The organism is Winogradskyella echinorum (assembly GCF_014297365.1).
GTDB lineage: Bacteria > Bacteroidota > Bacteroidia > Flavobacteriales > Flavobacteriaceae > Winogradskyella > Winogradskyella echinorum.
This window is the reverse complement of sequence record NZ_JACOQD010000005.1, coordinates 64087-82334: the sequence shown is the minus strand read 5'-3', so window position 1 is coordinate 82334 and position 18248 is coordinate 64087. Positions and strand designations below refer to the sequence as shown.

General features: G+C 32.1%; 17 protein-coding genes. 7 read left to right on the top strand and 10 right to left on the bottom strand.

Features of this window, described 5'->3' with window-relative positions; all coding sequences use genetic code 11:
• Window positions 1-5: 5 nt before the first annotated feature.
• The 3 genes from H8K90_RS14570 to radC form a co-directional block, all read right to left on the bottom strand.
• Window positions 6-692, bottom strand: coding sequence for a YjjG family noncanonical pyrimidine nucleotidase (locus tag H8K90_RS14570; RefSeq protein WP_186846733.1), 687 nt, complete (start codon window positions 690-692; stop codon window positions 6-8).
• Window positions 689-1984, bottom strand: a complete 1296-nt coding sequence (locus H8K90_RS14565) for a polysaccharide deacetylase family protein (protein WP_186846732.1) — start codon at window positions 1982-1984, stop codon at window positions 689-691. Before H8K90_RS14565 ends, H8K90_RS14570 begins: the two co-directional genes overlap by 4 nt.
• 120 nt (window positions 1985-2104) lie before the next feature.
• Window positions 2105-2803: a RadC family protein gene (gene radC, locus H8K90_RS14560; protein ID WP_186846731.1), complete on the bottom strand. Its 699-nt coding sequence runs from the start codon at window positions 2801-2803 to the stop codon at window positions 2105-2107.
• Between the two features lie 50 nt (window positions 2804-2853).
• On the opposite strand from radC, the gene H8K90_RS14555 reads away from it, so the two are divergent.
• The 7 genes from H8K90_RS14555 to H8K90_RS14525 all read left to right on the top strand — a co-directional run bounded on the left by H8K90_RS14555 (window position 2854) and on the right by H8K90_RS14525 (window position 8941).
• Window positions 2854-3297 carry a DUF1569 domain-containing protein gene (locus H8K90_RS14555; protein ID WP_186846730.1) on the top strand — a complete coding sequence of 148 codons (444 nt, stop codon included), beginning with the start codon at window positions 2854-2856 and terminating at the stop codon, window positions 3295-3297.
• Window positions 3298-3394: 97 nt separating this feature from the next.
• Entirely contained in the window at window positions 3395-3985 is a 591-nt protein-coding gene (locus H8K90_RS14550) for an FMN-binding negative transcriptional regulator (protein WP_186846729.1), read from the top strand.
• Between the two features lie 43 nt (window positions 3986-4028).
• Complete coding sequence (locus H8K90_RS14545) at window positions 4029-4919, top strand: dienelactone hydrolase family protein (RefSeq protein ID WP_186846728.1); 891 nt, start codon at window positions 4029-4031, stop codon at window positions 4917-4919.
• Between the two features lie 9 nt (window positions 4920-4928).
• Window positions 4929-5363, top strand: a complete 435-nt coding sequence (locus H8K90_RS14540) for a DUF1801 domain-containing protein (protein ID WP_186846727.1) — start codon at window positions 4929-4931, stop codon at window positions 5361-5363.
• Between the two features lie 121 nt (window positions 5364-5484).
• Entirely contained in the window at window positions 5485-7329 is a 1845-nt protein-coding gene (locus H8K90_RS14535; protein ID WP_186846726.1) for a PLP-dependent aminotransferase family protein, read from the top strand.
• Window positions 7330-7500: 171 nt separating this feature from the next.
• On the top strand, window positions 7501-7800 hold the full coding sequence (locus H8K90_RS14530) for an immunity 53 family protein (protein WP_186846725.1): 300 nt from the start codon (window positions 7501-7503) through the stop codon (window positions 7798-7800).
• A 91-nt stretch (window positions 7801-7891) separates the two neighbouring features.
• Complete coding sequence (locus H8K90_RS14525) at window positions 7892-8941, top strand: tetratricopeptide repeat protein (RefSeq protein ID WP_186846724.1); 1050 nt, start codon at window positions 7892-7894, stop codon at window positions 8939-8941.
• A gap of 66 nt (window positions 8942-9007) precedes the next feature.
• Here the strand turns inward: H8K90_RS14525 and H8K90_RS14520 are convergent, their stop codons facing one another.
• The 7 genes from H8K90_RS14520 to H8K90_RS14490 all read right to left on the bottom strand — a co-directional run bounded on the left by H8K90_RS14520 (window position 9008) and on the right by H8K90_RS14490 (window position 18097).
• On the bottom strand, window positions 9008-10423 hold the full coding sequence (locus tag H8K90_RS14520; protein WP_186846723.1) for a hypothetical protein: 1416 nt from the start codon (window positions 10421-10423) through the stop codon (window positions 9008-9010).
• A gap of 107 nt (window positions 10424-10530) precedes the next feature.
• Window positions 10531-11883, bottom strand: coding sequence for a UDP-N-acetylmuramate--L-alanine ligase (locus H8K90_RS14515; RefSeq protein ID WP_186846722.1), 1353 nt, complete (start codon window positions 11881-11883; stop codon window positions 10531-10533).
• A gap of 33 nt (window positions 11884-11916) precedes the next feature.
• Complete coding sequence (locus H8K90_RS14510; RefSeq protein WP_315970285.1) at window positions 11917-13323, bottom strand: TolC family protein; 1407 nt, start codon at window positions 13321-13323, stop codon at window positions 11917-11919.
• On the bottom strand, window positions 13323-14681 hold the full coding sequence (locus H8K90_RS14505; RefSeq protein WP_186846721.1) for an HlyD family secretion protein: 1359 nt from the start codon (window positions 14679-14681) through the stop codon (window positions 13323-13325). Before H8K90_RS14505 ends, H8K90_RS14510 begins: the two co-directional genes overlap by 1 nt.
• Window positions 14682-14692: 11 nt before the next feature.
• Window positions 14693-16354: a peptidase domain-containing ABC transporter gene (locus tag H8K90_RS14500; protein ID WP_186846720.1), complete on the bottom strand. Its 1662-nt coding sequence runs from the start codon at window positions 16352-16354 to the stop codon at window positions 14693-14695.
• Between the two features lies 1 nt (window position 16355).
• Window positions 16356-17027 (bottom strand): TetR/AcrR family transcriptional regulator, encoded by a 672-nt coding sequence (locus tag H8K90_RS14495; RefSeq protein ID WP_186846719.1) that lies wholly within the window; start codon window positions 17025-17027, stop codon window positions 16356-16358.
• Window positions 17028-17143: 116 nt separating this feature from the next.
• Entirely contained in the window at window positions 17144-18097 is a 954-nt protein-coding gene (locus H8K90_RS14490; RefSeq protein WP_186846718.1) for a tetratricopeptide repeat protein, read from the bottom strand.
• Window positions 18098-18248: the final 151 nt, after the last annotated feature.

Here is an 18248-nt window from a genome sequence, read left to right as displayed (position 1 = left end):
ATTATTTATAGATGTTTTTCTAGGGCCTTTAAATTAGTGATTCTTTTAAAATTATGACTATTATATTGATCTTTATAATCAAAATGTATCGTATCCATGCCTATATTATGAGCGCCTTCAATATCTGCTTCAAGGCTATCACCAATCATTATACTTTCTTCAACCTTTGCATTAGCCATATTTAAAGCAAAGTTAAATATCTTAGGGTTAGGTTTTTTTACTCCAACCATTTCAGAGTTTGTAATTGTTTTAAAATAATCCCAAATGTTAGACGTCTTTAATTTTCGCTCTTGTGCTTCTTCAAATCCATTAGTAATAATATGCAATTGATACTTATTATTGAGGTAATTTAATACTTCAACAGTATTATCAAACAAATAATTAAATGACGTTAAATGCTCAATATAAGCTACAGACAACAGGTTTATTAACTGATCTTCAACACGCACTCCAATTTCATCGAATGCCTCTTTTAGTCTTCCGTATCGTAACGCTGATTTAGTCACTTTTTCTTCTCTGTATAATTTCCAATAATTTAGATTTATAGGTTCATAAACAGGTAAAAAGTCATTGAGCTTAATATCAATATTATTGAGTTTAAAAATCTTTTCAAAAGTTAATCCAGAATTTTTATCAAAGTCCCATAAGGTATGGTCTAAATCGAAAAATACATGTTTTATATGTTGACTCATTCTGTGGATTCTAGAATTAAATTAAAAAGTGGTCTAAAGCCTATCCATTTGTTTGAGTTACTAAATGTGTAATTATGAAACACAGGAGTAAAGGTTCCGTTAACGGCTTTTATTTCGCTTATAAGTTTTTGCAAATGCTCGGTTTTATCTAATTGAGATTGATATTTTAAAAGGGCAAAGTCTAAACAATGATATGGATTTATTTGCAGTGGAGTTTGCACTTCGTAATCAAGATCGTAAAACTGAAATGGTGTACAGGTACCTGCTCTAAAACCCAATGTATCTATATAACCCATTGTAAAATCTTGATTAATCTCTAATTCAACTAAATTCCTATAAGATTCTGGTAAATTTAATTTTGAAAACGAATGGCGCACAGCCTTTAAATCGGTATTTGTAATCGCCTCCATTTTTAGTTTCTCCTTTTTTAAAATAGAAATATCCTCTAGTGCAAAATACGATGCTTTAATACCAACATCGCAATAATCTGCAACCGATTTTATTAATGACACAAACTGTTTTTTATTGGTGTTTATGTTTTTATCATAGGTGGAGTAATCACCTATTAAAAACAATACCATAAATTTAAAATTGCACTGTTTTTGCTTTGTTATAATCCATTTAAAGGTATCGTAAGGATCTCGCTCAAAACCCATTAAGACTGAAAAACGTTGGTAAAGTTGTCTTAATTTAAAACGTCTAACATCATTTAGCGCTCCTCCAATAGTTCTAAGCAATCCTTTTTGTCTAAAATAGTAAGCCATTGGTACATCGATTACTGGCTGTATTTTATATTGACGTTCATTAAACGTAAAATCTGGAAAACGCTTTTGTAAAACATCTTTAAGTTTATATGCCCAAATATCTATAACTGGTTGATTTAAAAATCGGTGATTATAAGCTAAACTTTCTGCAGCCATAAACCTACCAAAATCATCATTGACATGTGGCAAGTACTCTTCATAACGGCTTAATAAATAAAAAGATGCTGCAAAAATATCGAAAGGTAAATCACTGCGTTCACCTGTTGCAAAAAAACCTTTGGTATTGTCCCATTGTTGAACGCTAATATCTATATCTGATAAACCAACTTCAAACAATAATTCATTACTTCTCACAAACAGCTCATTACTCAACGGTTGCTTTGTATAAGACATTTTAAGGCTATCATGCGCAATAAAATCTTCAATCTTAGACGTAAAACTAACCTCTAAACCTAAAATGCGTTTACAAATATGTTTAAACGTGTAGGTTAATCGTGGTGTAATTTTATGAGTATAAACTAATAGCATAAACGAAGGAGGTTCCAAAGATTAAAAATAACAAATTCCAATGGCAATAATTAAAATTCCAATATTGATTCTGTATTTGATTTTTTTTGAAATTTATAAATTGAAAATAGAACATCACCTTCATAGAAGGTTGTCATCTGCAAAACTAAAATACGCTTTCTCTGTTACAATAAGATGGTCTAGTACTTTTATATCTAAACTTTCTGCAGCTGCTTTTAGTTTCTTAGTAATATCTCTATCTGCTTGGCTTGGTTTTAATGTACCTGATGGATGATTATGACAAAGTATTAAAGCCGTTGCACCAACTTCTAAAGCATTTTTAAGCACCAAACGCACATCTACTAAAGTTCCTGTAATTCCGCCTTTACTTAATTGGCTTTTGTGTATGACTTTGTTTGAATTATTGAGATATAAAATCCAAAACTCTTCGTGAGGTAAATCGCCTAAAATTGGTTGCATAAGATTGAAAACAGATCGGCTCGATTCAATTTTCTCTAATTGTAGTGCCTCTTCAACACGCCTTCTCCTTCCTAATTCTAATGCAGCTGCAATAGTAATTGCCTTTGCTTCTCCAATTCCTTTAAAAGCCATTAATTGCTTAATAGATAGTTTACCTAAGGCATTTAAGTTATTATCTACACTTGCAAAAATACGCTTGCATAAAGCTACTGCACTCTCGTCTCTGTTACCAGAACCTATTAAAATTGCAATTAGTTCTGCATCGCTTAAGGCAGCTCTGCCTTTGTCTCTTAATTTCTCTCTAGGTTGATCGTCTTGGGACCAGTTTTTTATAGAAAATGAAGTTGGTTTATCTACCATGCACTAAAGATAAAAATTGTAAATTTAAGCGTCAATTAAAAATCAATAAAATGAAATCTATTTTTGAAGAAAACGCTTATAACGAAATAAAAAAGCGTATTGAAAATCTAAACGAAAACTCTCAAGCCAATTGGGGAAAAATGAATGTTGGCCAAATGACATGGCATTGCCAAGGACCTTTTAATATTATTTTAGGAAAAAATGATTATGGCATGAAACCTAACTGGTTTGCTAAATTATTCTTTAAAAAATCATTATACAATGATAAAAAATGGGGCAAAGGACTACCTACGGCAAAGTTTTTAAAAACAAAAGAAGACAAAGATTTTAATACAGAAGTAGCAACACTAAAAGCCTTAATTGACGAAACCTATTCTCATAAAGAAAGAGACGAGTGGAAACCACATCCTGCATTTGGGTATTTTACAAAACAACAATGGGGACAAATGCAATACAAGCATTTAGATCATCACTTTAGACAGTTTGGAGTCTAGCTTCGACTACGCTCAGCTACCATTTATAATTTTCTATTGATGAATCACTAATCAAAGAAATTTTTTAAACGTTAGTAAATAATCAGTATACATTTGCATGAATTACCCACCAAAACATCATCAAGACAATGACATCAATCACATAATTGAAGTTATAAAAACCTACCCATTAGCAACCGTAATTTCTGTAAAAGATAAGCTTCCCTTAGTAACTCATTTGCCTTTGATATATGAAGATGAAAAACTTATAGGACACATAGATATTTACAATCCGCAAACAGAGTTATTAAAAAACAATAACGATGTCACTATCTTATTTGGAGGTCCACAGTGCTATATATCTCCAACGGTTTATTCTACAACCCAATTGCCAACTTGGAATTATATTAAAGTTCACTTAAAAGGAAAGGTAAAAGCCATTGAAAGCAAGGCTGCTCTAAAACAATCTCTAATTACAATGACTGAGTTTTTAGAAGCACCAGACCACAACTATGTTTTAGAATCTAATAACCCAAGATTGGATGCTAACCTTAATTATATTGAAATGTTCGAAATTTCTATAACTGAATGGGAAGGCAAGTTTAAATTATCACAAGACAAAAACCCAAAGGATAAAAGGTTAGCTCGCGAGGAGTTACTGAGGGCAAATCAAGAGAGTATAAAACAGTTTTTAGATAAGGTCTTTTAAAATTCGTATCTTATTACTCTGATTTCTATCAAAATACAACATCATGAAAGATTTAAAAAAAGAAGACATCAATCAAGAAGTTTTTGATCTATACGACGATTATGCCCATAACAAACTCAATAGAAAACAATTTGTAGAAAAATTAGGGTTATATGCTATTGGTGGTTTAACAGTATCTTCATTATTGAGTTTTATGTCCCCAAATTATGTAGACACTTTATTAGTTAAACCTAACGATCCAACATTAGATTCAGATTATATTACTTATGAATCTCCAAAAGGAGGAGGTACTATAAAAGGTTTGTTATCGCAACCAAAGGATAACAAAGAAAAATTACCTGGCGTTATTGTAGTTCATGAAAATAGAGGCCTTAATCCTTATATAGAAGATGTAGGAAGACGCACAGCAAAAGAAAATTTTATTTCTTTAGCACCAGATGCTTTAAGTCCATTAGGAGGTTACCCTGGAAATGATGATGATGGTAGAACCATGCAAAAAAAGCGCGATAGAAATGAAATGCTCGAAGATTTTATTGCCGCGTACAATTATCTTAAAAATCACAAAAATTGTGATGGTAACGTTGGTGTAGTTGGCTTTTGTTTTGGTGGTTGGATTTCTAACATGATGGCAGTTCGTCTACCAGACTTAGGTGCAGCAGTTCCTTATTACGGAAGACAACCAGAAGCCGAAGATGCAGTAAAAATAAAAGCTCCTCTTCTACTCCAATACGGGGAACTCGACACTAGAGTTAATGCAGGTTGGCCAGCTTTTGAAAAAATACTCAAAGAAAACAATATTGAACATCAGGCTTATATTTATCCAGAAGTCAATCATGGCTTTCATAATAACACAACTCCACGTTACGATAAAGAAGCCGCCAATTTATCTTGGGAACGCACTATTGCTTTTTTCAAGAAGCATTTAAAATCTTAACTATCTCATATGGCAAAGAATAAAACAACCGAAACTGAAGTAAGCGTAAATGATTTTATAGAGTCTTATGTTGATAATGAACAAAAGAAAGTGGATAGTTATCAATTAATTGATTTAATGCGAGAATGGTCGGGTTTTGAACCAAGAATGTGGGGACCAACAATTATAGGTTTTGGACGCTATCACTACAAATACAAGAGTGGACACGAAGGTGATGCCCCACTATTAGGTTTCTCACCTCGTAAAGCACAGTTTTCACTTTACATATTTTCTAACACAGATAAAAGCAATCGTTTACTAGAAGATTTGGGTAAATTTAAAATGGGTAAAGCATGTATTTACGTTAAAAAACTATCTGATATTAATATTCAAGTGTTAAAAGAACTATGCTTAGAAACTATTGCATACCTCAATGAGCATCATGAATGTGCTTGTAGAAATTAACCATTTCCTCTAAAAATTTCTATATCAATTTCCATTAAATTATATATAATAAAACGTCTTGTAAGATTTTCAACAAAAACCTAACTAATGTATCTTTACACACTATTAGTAAGACAGATTCATGCAAAATCATAACATCCTTAAATACACAAAAGCCGTATTAGAAAACATGCCAATAGATTGGTTGAACCTAACTACGCATCGTTTAGATATTTACAATGAAAAATTAGCCAAAACACAGTTTTTGGATGAGTTTGAAATCTTATTTAAAGAAGACAATTTTAATTCAGAAGCATTAGGTGAATTACCAACCGCATACGATTATATTCGTTTAGGACACCCATTATCTTGTATTTTAGAATGGGCCATTGCCAATTTGCATGGTTTTAAACCAGAGCAAGTGATTAGTTTTGGGTCACAAACGGCACCTATCTTATCTATTTTACGAAGCAACTTATTAGAAAACAAAAAAACACAAATTCTATACTCAGAAGAATTACCTCAATTTTTCGATGCAGATATCATCAAGAAGGTATATGGTTATAATTTTGATTTGGTTAAAGTTGATAGCCCAACTGCCATTTTAGAATTTAATGGCAGTACTATTTATATTTCACAGCAAAACGATATTTCACATATTGAAAGTAATGCCAATATTGACTTTCATATACATCTTCACGCACATTTGGGTAGTATCTTAATTGTTAATGGTGAGCAAAACGACGCTTATATTTCAGATATTCAACATGTGAGACGTCGAGAAACTATTGCTATGACTCCTTCTAATTGTTTGGTAGCCTTAAAAGCGTTAACAGAGCATACGTCAATTAAGGTTCAAAATAGCGATATCGAAACAAATAAAGCAGCTGTATTAAGCTTAATAAAAAACATTAATGGCACAACATCTCAACCATTAGTTGGTTCTAGTGGTTTATCAATTCAGTATGCCATTATGATGGGTTTAATTGACTATTCATTAGAAAATCATAAAGGCAAACCAATTAAATTTGTAGTACCACCAAATTGCTATGGTGGCACCAATGACCAAGCCAGACGTGTTGCTGCATGCTTAGCAAACGTAGAAGTAGTCGATTTACCTGTTGATGGTGATAATGACATGGTGCAAAGTCTCCATACTGTATTAAATAAAATTGCTCAAGACGATGCTATTCCTTACATCATTGCTGAAATACCAACTAATCCAAGAGTAGAAGTTCCTGATCTTCAAAAATTGAAAGAAGCCTTGAGCCTAGAGCGTAAAACGGCATCTGGTAGCATTGCGGTAGATCCTGTGTTTATATTAGACCAAACCTTTTGTCCTAATGTGCAGTTTTTAGGAGAAGGTGAAATTTTATCGACTATGAGGGCCATTTCATATGCGAGTGGTTCTAAGTTTCCTAGTGGTGGAAAATGTACAGCAGGTTATGTCGTTGGAAATGCAAAAGTAGATGCCATAATGAACAAAATAGACTTACATCTTACGCTTTGCGATAATGAGGCGACTGCACTTCAATATGAGATTTTGTCAAAGCAATTACCATCTATGAATCAAAGAATTGCGGATGCGTATAAAAACACACGTGAGTTTGTAAACTTTATTCAAGACACCTTACCAGAAGCGAAAATCAATTTCGTTTCGGAGGAATTGGCAGCACAAGGTTTTACTCCTTCTGTGTTTTCATTAGACCTTCCAACCAAAGGAAACACTCCTGAAGAAAAAGAAACCTACAAACGTGCATTAAATCATCGATTAATCAATTTAATGATTACCGAAATCCCTAACGAAAGTAAATACTGTGTTAGTTACGGTCAGTTAAAAGGCTGTTATTGGACCATACCTGCAACCTCAACACAAGGCACCACAAAAGAAGGCGATAAAGATTATATTGCACGTGTGGCATTGTCGCCAGATATGGATTTGGAAAAGCATAAGGCAGTGTTTGCGGATTTTGTTTCTAAGATTTAGGAATCACTAAATCTAAGCTATCACGTCAGTTCGAGTGTTTATTGATTCGGTGGTGAAACGAAGAATTAATAAATGTATCGAGAACAGCTTTAAAACTAAAATGGTTCTCGATAGTTCTGCTGAGCGCAGTCGAAGGACTCAACCAGACATACTTTTAAATACTAAACACAAATGGAAATTTTAGACTGGATACAAAATTGGTTTAAGGAAAATTGCGATGGCGATTGGGAAAAAAATGAAGTGATACAAATTACCAATTTGGCCACTCCAGGTTGGGAAGTAGAAATAGACATCTCAAAAACATCCATAGCCAATTTAGAAATAAAATGGATTCTTAACGAAATTAACCGACAAGATTGGTATGGTGTTAAAGTTGAAAACCAAAAATTTTTAGCGGCAGGAGACGCTGGGAAACTTATTTTCTTGCTAGATCTTTTTAAGCAGATGATTGATAAGGTTGAGAATGAGTAGGTTTGATATTTAGAAAATTTTAGCGAACTTACTTATCTTTAGATTTATCATTAAACATATTGCATTAACACCATTGGAAGTTTTTAAAATAATGAGAAGAATTATTTATCTGCTAGTAATATTAATTACTTTAAAAAGCTATTCACAAGAAATTAATATTAACGAGTTAAATGGAGATTGGGTTAAGTTCAAAATTGAAATGAAAGACAGTAGTAGTTTGATCGATAGATTCTATAAGGACTCTTCTTATGTAAATTTTCTTATTAAAAAAAATCAGCTTTGCACCAACAATAACCCATTATTCAAAAAAGAAAATTCATGTATTAACTTTTCTTTAAATGATAATTATATTAAAACTTCAGAATTCGCAGGTTACTTTATCGAAAAAATTAAAAACGACACATTAATAATTACTGAAAATATTGATAACCTCGAAGACGATAAAATAAAGCGGTTCTATTTTATTAGAGAACAAAATAAATTTGAAGAATTTAAGAATCAACAAAATGGTAGTACAGATCAAGTAGCAAAGCCATATTATACACCAACGTTGAAATCTAGCTTAACACTTCAATTAAATAATGCCTTTAAGGAAAAGCACAGTAACTTTAAAGCAAAAGGAACTATTATAATTGATATTAAAAACAAAAAAATAGAATCTTCAATTTATACTTCCGACACTAACGATTCAACAAAAATTAAGCGAGTAATTTCCGTTTTGAATGAATCATTTAGCCTTTGGAATTTAGAAAGATTCAAAGACCTAGAAACTATAAAACTTCCTTTTGTATTTCGAGATGAAAAAACAAAAACTTTCCGTGGAATTACAATAGTCTTTTTTACAAATTCTTATAAAAAGCTTGATGAAATATATGGAGATGACATTTATGATATTCGAGATGCAAAAAAATTCTTTAATAAAGGGCTAAAAGCATATCAAAAAAATGATTTTGAAAAAGCAATAAACTTCTTTACAAAAAGCTACAATCTTGACTCAGTGAATATTGATGCACTCTATAACATAGCTGCTATATATTATGAAACAGGTAGTTTAGAATTGGCATGTGTTAATTGGAAAAAACTTTCTGAATTAGGGCAAAAACGAGGCATTTCTTTATTAGAAAATCATTGCTTAAACTAATATGTTAACTATCTTAAAACGATCTTTTCACTTCATCAAAATCCAAACCATCATAATTACAAGGACTTACTCAAATCTTTCTGTAATATACAATGGATACTTTTCTTTTATTCTATCTCTTTCATTATTTAGTTTCTCATCTCTACTAAATTGATTTCGACGAATCAATGAATCTATTTCATCAAAATTTTCAGTAGCTCTTAATTCCCAAACTGCCTTTTTATGCGCTGACAAAACATTGATATAGTCCTGATAGGTTACATTTTCAGTATAAATGTATTCAATAATGGTTGACTTGTTAATATGATTTTTTAGCTTTTTTGAAAGCATTTTTAATGGCACTACAAGACCACCAATTTCTACCTTACTAGAAATATGCACCCTCAGTGTATCCATAAACTTGAGTTCTTTATCTAATTCAAAATCTTCAATGGGAGGAGGCATAGGTGGCCTAGCTGTTCCCGGAAGCTCATCTTTTAAAGAGGGTGAAATCCTATGCATTAATTGATTATTATAAAACCTAGAAGTCAGCTCATCATCATTAGATATTTCATATATAACATTACGTTGATTTAACTCTAAGAGCTCTAATTCAAATTGCTTTATATATTTAATAGGTAAATCCTTATTCGCCCTTAATTTTGGTGAAAATTTTGATTTCTCACCGAAATAGAGTTCTGTTTTCCATTCTCTAATATAGCCATACACTTCATATAACTCTATCGTTTGATTTGCATAATTATAGAGACCAACCGTATCATTGGATACAACCTCCATCTTAAAAACAAGGTTATTAAAGTTATAAGATTTATAGTTGTCATTTTTGTATAAACTAGAGGGAATATCAATGATTAATGAGTTATTTAACAACGACTTATCGATTGATTTATAATCTACAATATCGATTCTACTAAGGGTGAAAGTTAGAATTACAAAAGCAAGTAAGTGAACTACTTGTATTTTCCATCTATTTTTTCTCATAATAAGAATCAATGTTTTCCATGATTCTAAATACAATACTATAATTAATAAAATTGAAGGTAAAAAGAGATATGACAAGTATGGTAAATCCATAAATCCCATAGAAAATATAGAAACCAGAATCCAAATTTTTGTAAACCAATACATAAAATTAAACCCTAAAAATATTTGATCATTTAATATTCTTCCTCTTTTAACATTTCTTCTTGATAATGTGTTTTGTGGTCGACTAAATAGAGAACTAATAGCAATTGAATTTCCAAAAATAAAAGAAATAGCTGCACAAAAAAGATTGTATAAGTTACGATCACCTTCAGAAATTATTTTTGGTAGATAATCTAATCCTAAAGACATAAGCCTTATAGCTTCCCTTAACACATAAAAAAAACTATATATAAAAATAGCAGAAACCAAGCCAAGTAAAATTGACAAAACAAGTTTCTTTTTTGAAATTGACTTGAAGCTTATATCTGAATCATAAAAACGACGATTGAACTTCATACTTGATGGTTTATAACATATAAGTATAAAATATTAACTTTTTGTTACTATATATAAAAAGTCCATGTAAAAATGAGATCCTGAAACAAGTTCAGGATGACAAATCTTTAAAACAGTTTTGTCACCTCATCAAAATCTAAACCACCATAATTACCAGAACTCATCAAGAGTAAAGATTTATTTTCAAAACTCTGAGAGAATAAGAAGTTTTTAAAATCATCTGGATTGGTGTAGATGATTAAATCATCGCGCTCAAAGGCATTGGCAATTTGCTGTTCTGTAACTTCTTCTAGTTTTTTAATTTCTACAGCATGTGGTGAGTAAAAAACCACAGCAACATCTGCAGCATCTAAAGCACCTTTATATTCTTTTAGAAATTCGGCATTAAGACTACTATACGTATGTAATTCTAAACAAGCGACTAACGTTCTATCGCTATATTGTTCCTTTAAAGCTTTGGTTGTCGCTTCTACTTTACTTGGTGAGTGTGCAAAATCTTTGTAAGCGATGCTGTTATTAGACTCAGCGATTTTCTCTAAACGTTTGCTTGCTCCTTTAAAGGTAGAAATGGCTTCGTAGAAATCGTCTTCATCAATACCCATGTGCTGGCAAATCCATTTGGCTCCAGCTAAGTTATTTAAGTTGTGAGCTCCGAATACTTCAATTGGCATTGGACCTTCTGGAGTTTCTAAAAGTGTTTCACCATCTTCAACTGTATATTCTGGAGTGCGATATGCAATCTTACGTATTTGGTTTTCCGATGCTTCTACGACACGCTTAACTTCTTCATCTTCTTCGTTATAATTAATGCTTCCTCCTGTAACAATAGAATCTACAAAAATGCTAAACTGCTCCACGTAATTTTCATAGGTTGGAAACACATTAATATGATCCCAAGCAATACCACTTAACAAAGCAATATTAGGTTTATACAAATGAAATTTTGGTCGTCTATCTATTGGTGAACTCAAATATTCATCACCTTCCAACACCATAAAGTCATTGTCTTCTGTGAGTTTAACCATCACATCAAAACCTTCAAGCTGTGCGCCAACCATAAAGTCTACATCTCTATCGTGATAATGCATTACATGTAATATCATGGACGTAATCGTTGTTTTTCCATGACTGCCTCCAATAACCACACGTGTTTTATTTTTGGATTGCTCGTATAAAAATTCAGGATAACTGTAGATTTTAAGACCAAGTTCTTGGGCTTTTAGCAATTCAGGATTATCAGCTTTAGCATGCATACCTAAAACAATAGCATCTAAATCTGATGTAATTTTCTCAGGATACCAACCAAAAGATTCTGGTAATAAGCCTTTAGCATCTAATCTCGATTTAGAAGGATCAAAAATAGTATCGTCGCTTCCTGTTACTATATATCCTTTATTGTGAAGTGCTATGGCTAAATTGTGCATTGCTGCACCTCCAATAGCAATAAAATGTACGTTCATAAAATCCTTAAATAATTAGCGTAAAAATACTATTTATAATTCAGGATTTACAGCTAAACTATTAAACAACTTCGCCTTAGTGCTAAAAAACTTATTCTCAATTTCTATAGCCTTTAATTGACCATCTATTAATTTAGACTCACGCGAGTTAACTAAGAATAAAGAACTTTCACCTAATTCAAATTTACGTTCTTCTGCCTGCAACATACGTTCGTAATCTAATACCATTTGCGTTGTAATTTCATTTTGAACTACATAAGATTCTAGCTCTTGCTTTAGGGCATTAATCTTATTATTAAGGCTAACACGTGTTGCATCTATTTCAAACTCTGTGTCTTGCTTTTTTAGTCTTGCTAATTTCAAATCACCTCGTTCTTTTCTTAAAAATATGGGGAAACTTAAATTAAATCCACCTTTATATGCCGCAGTATTAAATGTCCTCGCAATATCTGGTGTTTGAGATAAAAAATTGTATTGTACGTCAATTTTAGGCAATAATTTATTTGCCTTTAATTTGGCATCAACCTCTAAACCCTCAAGTTTATAACCTAACGACAATAGTTTAGGGTGTGCATCTAATAGCACTTCATCACTTCTCAATTGATTGATATTGAAAGCGGAATCAACTATAGGTTCTGTATTTACATCTGGAATAATGTTTGGTTGCAATTCTACTGGTACATTATTCTCTAGCCATAAATAATTAGACAACTCTAAAGCCGCCTTTATTAAATTTACTTTCGATTGCTCTAACCTCAGTTTTCTATTATTAACGGCAATTCGTGCTTCAGTTTCATCGATTTGAGCATTTTCACCAACTTCGACTCCCTTTTTTACACCTGCAAAACGTTGTTCTGCATTTACTAAAATGTCTTGAAATAATTTGAGTTCGTTATAAGCTTTTAACCAATTAAAATATACTAAAGAGGCATCAAATAAAATATTATTTACATAAATATCACGATCTGCTTTGGCTTGTTCTCTATACAGTTTAGCTTGTTTTAAGGCTGCCATTCTATTATTAATTACTAAACCTTGACCTAAAGACATAGCAATACCTGCACTGTACAATCCATCTTCTGGCACAAAAGCTTCAGGATTTAAAAAGTCTCCTGTATTTTCTTCGAAGGTTGCCTTTAACTCAACTCCGTACCATGTTGGAATTTTAAACGTTCCGTTAAGTCTATCAAAATATTCTGTGCTTTTAAACTTCTTCCTGTCATGATCGACTTCTATTTTAGGATCAAAAGCACCACGAGATTTTAAAAGTTTTGCCTGACTTTCATCAATTACTAATTGAGCTTGCTTAACAATAGGATGAAATTTCTTTACATAAGCCAAATACTCATCAAAACGAAGTACGTTAGACAAGTCGTTAGACTGCGAAAACCCTATACAACTGAAACCAAAAATAAGAATGGCAAATTTTAGCTTCATCATTAAATAATCTTTTTAGTTTTTGTTTTTGTAGCATCATTTGGCTGGTAATAATTTGGCGGAAACCCATTAAGTTTTCTCCATAATTCAAACCAAATTGGGACATCTTCTAGCAAAGCCATAGTAAATGCGCCAGAACCTGCTCTTATATCTTTTGGCCATTTATAATCTTCTTCATCTGGCGCCAAAAGCACTCTAAATTTTCCATTATCACTAATAAAATTCTCTACAGCTACCACCTTAGCACCATAGGTTCCGTAAGATGCATTAGGCCAACCTTGAAAAACAATTGCAGGCCAACCATCGAACTGTACTCGTACTTTCTCTCCAATATGTAATAATGGTAAATCGATAGGCTCAACAAAGGTCTCGACAGCTAAATCAACTTTTGCCGGCATAATACCAACAAGTGCTTCCCCTTCTTTAAATGTCTGACCAACACCACCTCTAATTGCCTTGTTAATATAACCATCATATGGAGCTGTAACAAACATTAGATCGTTTCGCATTTTATAATTTGAATACTCACTATTTAATTTTGAAACTTGAGCTTCCGTATCAAATTGGCTCGACTGTGCCGTAAATTTATCGCTTTGTGCCTTTGATATTTTATCTGAATACTCTGCATTTACTCTAGAAATTTCGAATTGCGCATTAAGCACGTCGTTTTTACTTGCTAATAATTTATTTTCTTGAGAAATTAATTTGGCCTCTGTCTCTTGAAGCTTCAACCGCTTATCCTCTACATCTCTTGTCGCTTTAAATCCTTCTTCTTGCAAGGCAACCGTTCTATCAAATTGGCGTTGTGCAATTTGCTTATTGGTCTTGGCTGCTTCAAAATCTATACTATCACTTTGTACTTTCAGTTTAGACTGCAATAGTTTATTTTTTGCTTGCTCTAACTTAAGACTTCGCTCATTAGTTAATGCACTAATTTGTCTATTTAGGGCTTTTACCTTTTCCTCATAAGAGCCAACCGACTGTGCTTTAGCATCGCGTTGCTGCGCTGTCCGTTTAACTAAGTTAGGGTCGAAATACTCACTTTTAACTTCTGAGATTTTAATAATAGTATCTCCTTTTGCAACAAAATCACCTTCGCGTACAAACCATGTTTCAATTCGACCTGGAATTGGCGATTGAATAGTTTGTGGTCGCTGATCTGGTGTTAATGTAGTTACTTGTCCTCTACCAGTTATCGTCTGCGTCCAAGGCAAAAACAAAATAATAAAACCAATGATTGTAAATGCCGCTAAAAACCGATTAAAATATTTGTAATATCTGCCATGAAATACTCGTTTTCCGGATTTGGTCGTTGTAATGTCTACAGACTTATTAAGCTGATTATTTGATATATTTAACATAGTACGTTTCTTTAAATAATTTCACCTTCTTTAAGCGTTACAACTTGAGTACAACTAGGCGACCAATCGTTACTCATACTTACAACAATCAATGCCCAAGGATTAGCATTATTAGTTAAGAAAGCAATTATTTCATTGACTTCTTTTGGCTCAAAATACTCTAATGGATCTTCTAAAATTAAAATCTTAGGCATATTTACTATTGCTCTTGCAAGTACAATTTTCTTCGCAATTGTAAATGAGATTTGCTTGCCTTCTGGATATAAAACGGTGTTTAAACCTTGTGGACTTTCTTTTACAAACTGGTCTAATTTTACATTTTCTATTGCCCACATTAATTGCTCATCTGAAATTTCAGAATTTCCAAACGTAATATTCTCTCTAATAGTGCCTTCAAATGGTGTTTCGTCCGCTAAAGACAAACCTAATTGTGATCTATAATGATTTAAATTAATATTACTTAATCTAAATTTATCTACAAAGACTTTACCTTTTGTTGGCTCTAATACTCCTGCAATAAGACGTAATAAGCTCGATTTACCAGAACCACTTTCACCTTTTATCAGCAAACGGCTCTTTGGCTTAATACGCAATGAAATATTATTAAGAATTGGAGCTTCGCGATCCGGAACATTATAAGTAACCTTATCTAATTCGATATTAAAATCATCTTTAAATTCTGGTTTATCACCTTCTTGCATTTCTATTTCTTTATCTACAATTTGCCCCATTTTCTCCAAAGAAGTCAGTACATCGTAAAAGGATTCTAAACCAAGAATCAGTTTTTCAACGGAAGCAATTACCAATAAGATAATAATCTCAGCAGCTACAAACTGACCAATATTCATTTCTTGATTTAAAACTAATAAACCACCAATTAATAAAAGACCAGCCGTAACAAATACCTTAAAGCCAATCATTTGTATAAACTGAATTACTAGTATTCTAAAGTGACTTTCTCTTGCTACTAAATAATCATTCACTAATTCGTCATTTTTATTTAACGCCAAACTTGTTTTTCCAGATAACTTAAAACTCACTACTGCTCTAGCCACTTCTTGTATCCAATGTGCTACTTTATACTTGTGCTTAGACTCCTTTAGACTTGTTTCCATACCTTTTTTCGCCGTAAACTTGAACACGATATAAATAAGAATGAGCAGTAAGAATCCAAAAGCTATAAAAAATGGATGATAAAACGATAGTAGAATTAATGCGAAAACAATTTGTAAAATTGCGGCTGGTATATCTACTAAAATCTTAGCTAAACCTTTTTGAATATTTAGCGTATCGAAGAATCTATTTGCCAATTCTGGTGGATAGTTGTTACGCAATTCGTTCATTTTTAATTTAGGAAAACGATAGGTAAACTCAAACGAAGCTCTTGTGAAAATTCGCTGTTGAATAGTTTCTATTATTCGCATTTGCATTAATTGTAATATGCCAACAAATGCCACACCTACTGTAACAAGTATAACAAGTACAACCCAAGACGTACTTACTTGTGCTCCTTGTATTAAATTAATTATTGCTTGTATTCCTAATGGTAATGTTAGGGCCAAAAAACCAGAAAAAATGGCATAATAGATAACCTGCAAAACATCCCTTTTTTCCAATTTTAAAAGTCCTACTAATCTTTGCCAAGGAGACATCACTATTTTTTTGTTAGCCATTTTATGTTATGATTTTAATAGTCAATTCTTTAAAAAAATCTGTTGGTGTTGCATTAGCATCACAATTTGTAAGTGATGAAAAATGATTTGTTAAATAGTGCTGATGAAGAGACCCATCTATAATTGTACTCGCTAAGGTCAATGAAAACTTATAGTCTGGATTATTATTAGAAATCATTTCGCTTAAGCGTTTAACTAAGCGCTTGTATACAACAAAATAGCCCTCTTTGTTTTCACTATCGACTTCTTTAGTGAGATATGATTTAGAATTTTCGTTTATAATTATCCGATTCAAAACAATCTCATCAATATGATTAAATGTAACATCTTGTTTAATTGTGCGAGTTACGACTTCTATGGCTTTTAATAATTGTTCTTTTTTATCAGCCATATTAAAAGTAGCAAATACCATTTGATATTCTATCCAAGCCCAATACCAAGAAGTAAGATATAAAAGCAGTTTATGCTTACTTTCAAAATAGCGATAAATAGAACTTTCATTCGATCCAATCTTAAATCCCAATTTTTTAAAGGTAAAACCGTCAAAGCCTATTTCGTCTATTAATAGAATACTGTGCTCAATAATACGTTTGCCTAAATCCGACGATTCAGGATCCTTAATGTATATTTTATCAGGAACTTGAATCTTTAAATTTGAAAGTAAATTAATCATTAAAAAAATATTTGATTGCAAATATAATAGTATTACTATTAATTTTGAGATTTTAACAATTATTTAATACCCTCTATTAAGGGATACTTTAAAAAATAAAATTGAATAATGTTAGGTTACAGCTTAGAAATAGCTGTTTTTTCGTCTTTAAAGGCTTTAATCTTAGGAAGTCCCAAAATAGCTTTATCTATCCATTTTAAAGCTTCAGTTTTGTTTCCTTTATGCTTATAAATCTGTGCTAATCGGTAATAAGCCCATTCTTTTGGCACACCATCCTTAGCAGAGTGATTAGACAAATAAGCTTTAAGACATTTTTCTCCTTTACTTAATTGAATATTATAATCTGCACATACTTTTCCAATTTGATAGTGCATGGCATTGCGTTGCAATTTCTTCTGTCCTTCTTCTAAATTGCTAATAGCTTTTTCTGGTTGATTTTGCTTTTCGTAAAATGTGGTTAGTTTTTCGTAACATGTCACTGAGCCACCGACTTTAATAGCGAGCTTATAATACTTTTCTGCTAATTCGGGTTCGTCATCATATTCGTAAACATAGCCTTTAGCTAGGTAACCATCTACCTTAGACAGATTCTGCAATTCGTTAGCATATTTTAATGCTTTAGAATTGCTACCACCTACGATTCCTGGTAACGATACATACAGCTCAACTAAAGCCCAACGCGCATCTATATGATTTGGATCTAATTCTGCGGCTTTTAAAAACGCCTTTTTCACATCTCCAATGATTCCTAAAGCCTTAATTTTACTAACACTTAATGCTTTCATCCCTAAAGCTCCACCATATTTATATTGATAGTTGGCATTTTTAGGCTCTTTATCTTTAAGCTTTTCGTATTGCTCAATAGCAGCATCCCATTTTTTTTGGTGACCATAGGCATCACCTAACAATTCAATCGCCTCTTTGTCTTCAGGATTTAAATCTAGGAAGGTTTGTATTTCATTTTGAGCTTTCGTATATTTCTTTTGAGCAATAAAGCTTTCTGCTTTCTCTTTAGAAGCTTGAGAAAAACAAATTGAAGATATTAATACTATCCAAAGAAATTTATACATAGAATACTGATTTAAAGCAAAAATACAATTAATGTTTTAGTCGTAAAATCTTAATTTAATAACGTTCCGTTTCACTCACAAATTGCTTAACTTCACTCATTCAAATAGTGCGTTCACTATTTATTACTGTTTTTGGAATACCTTTTGAATG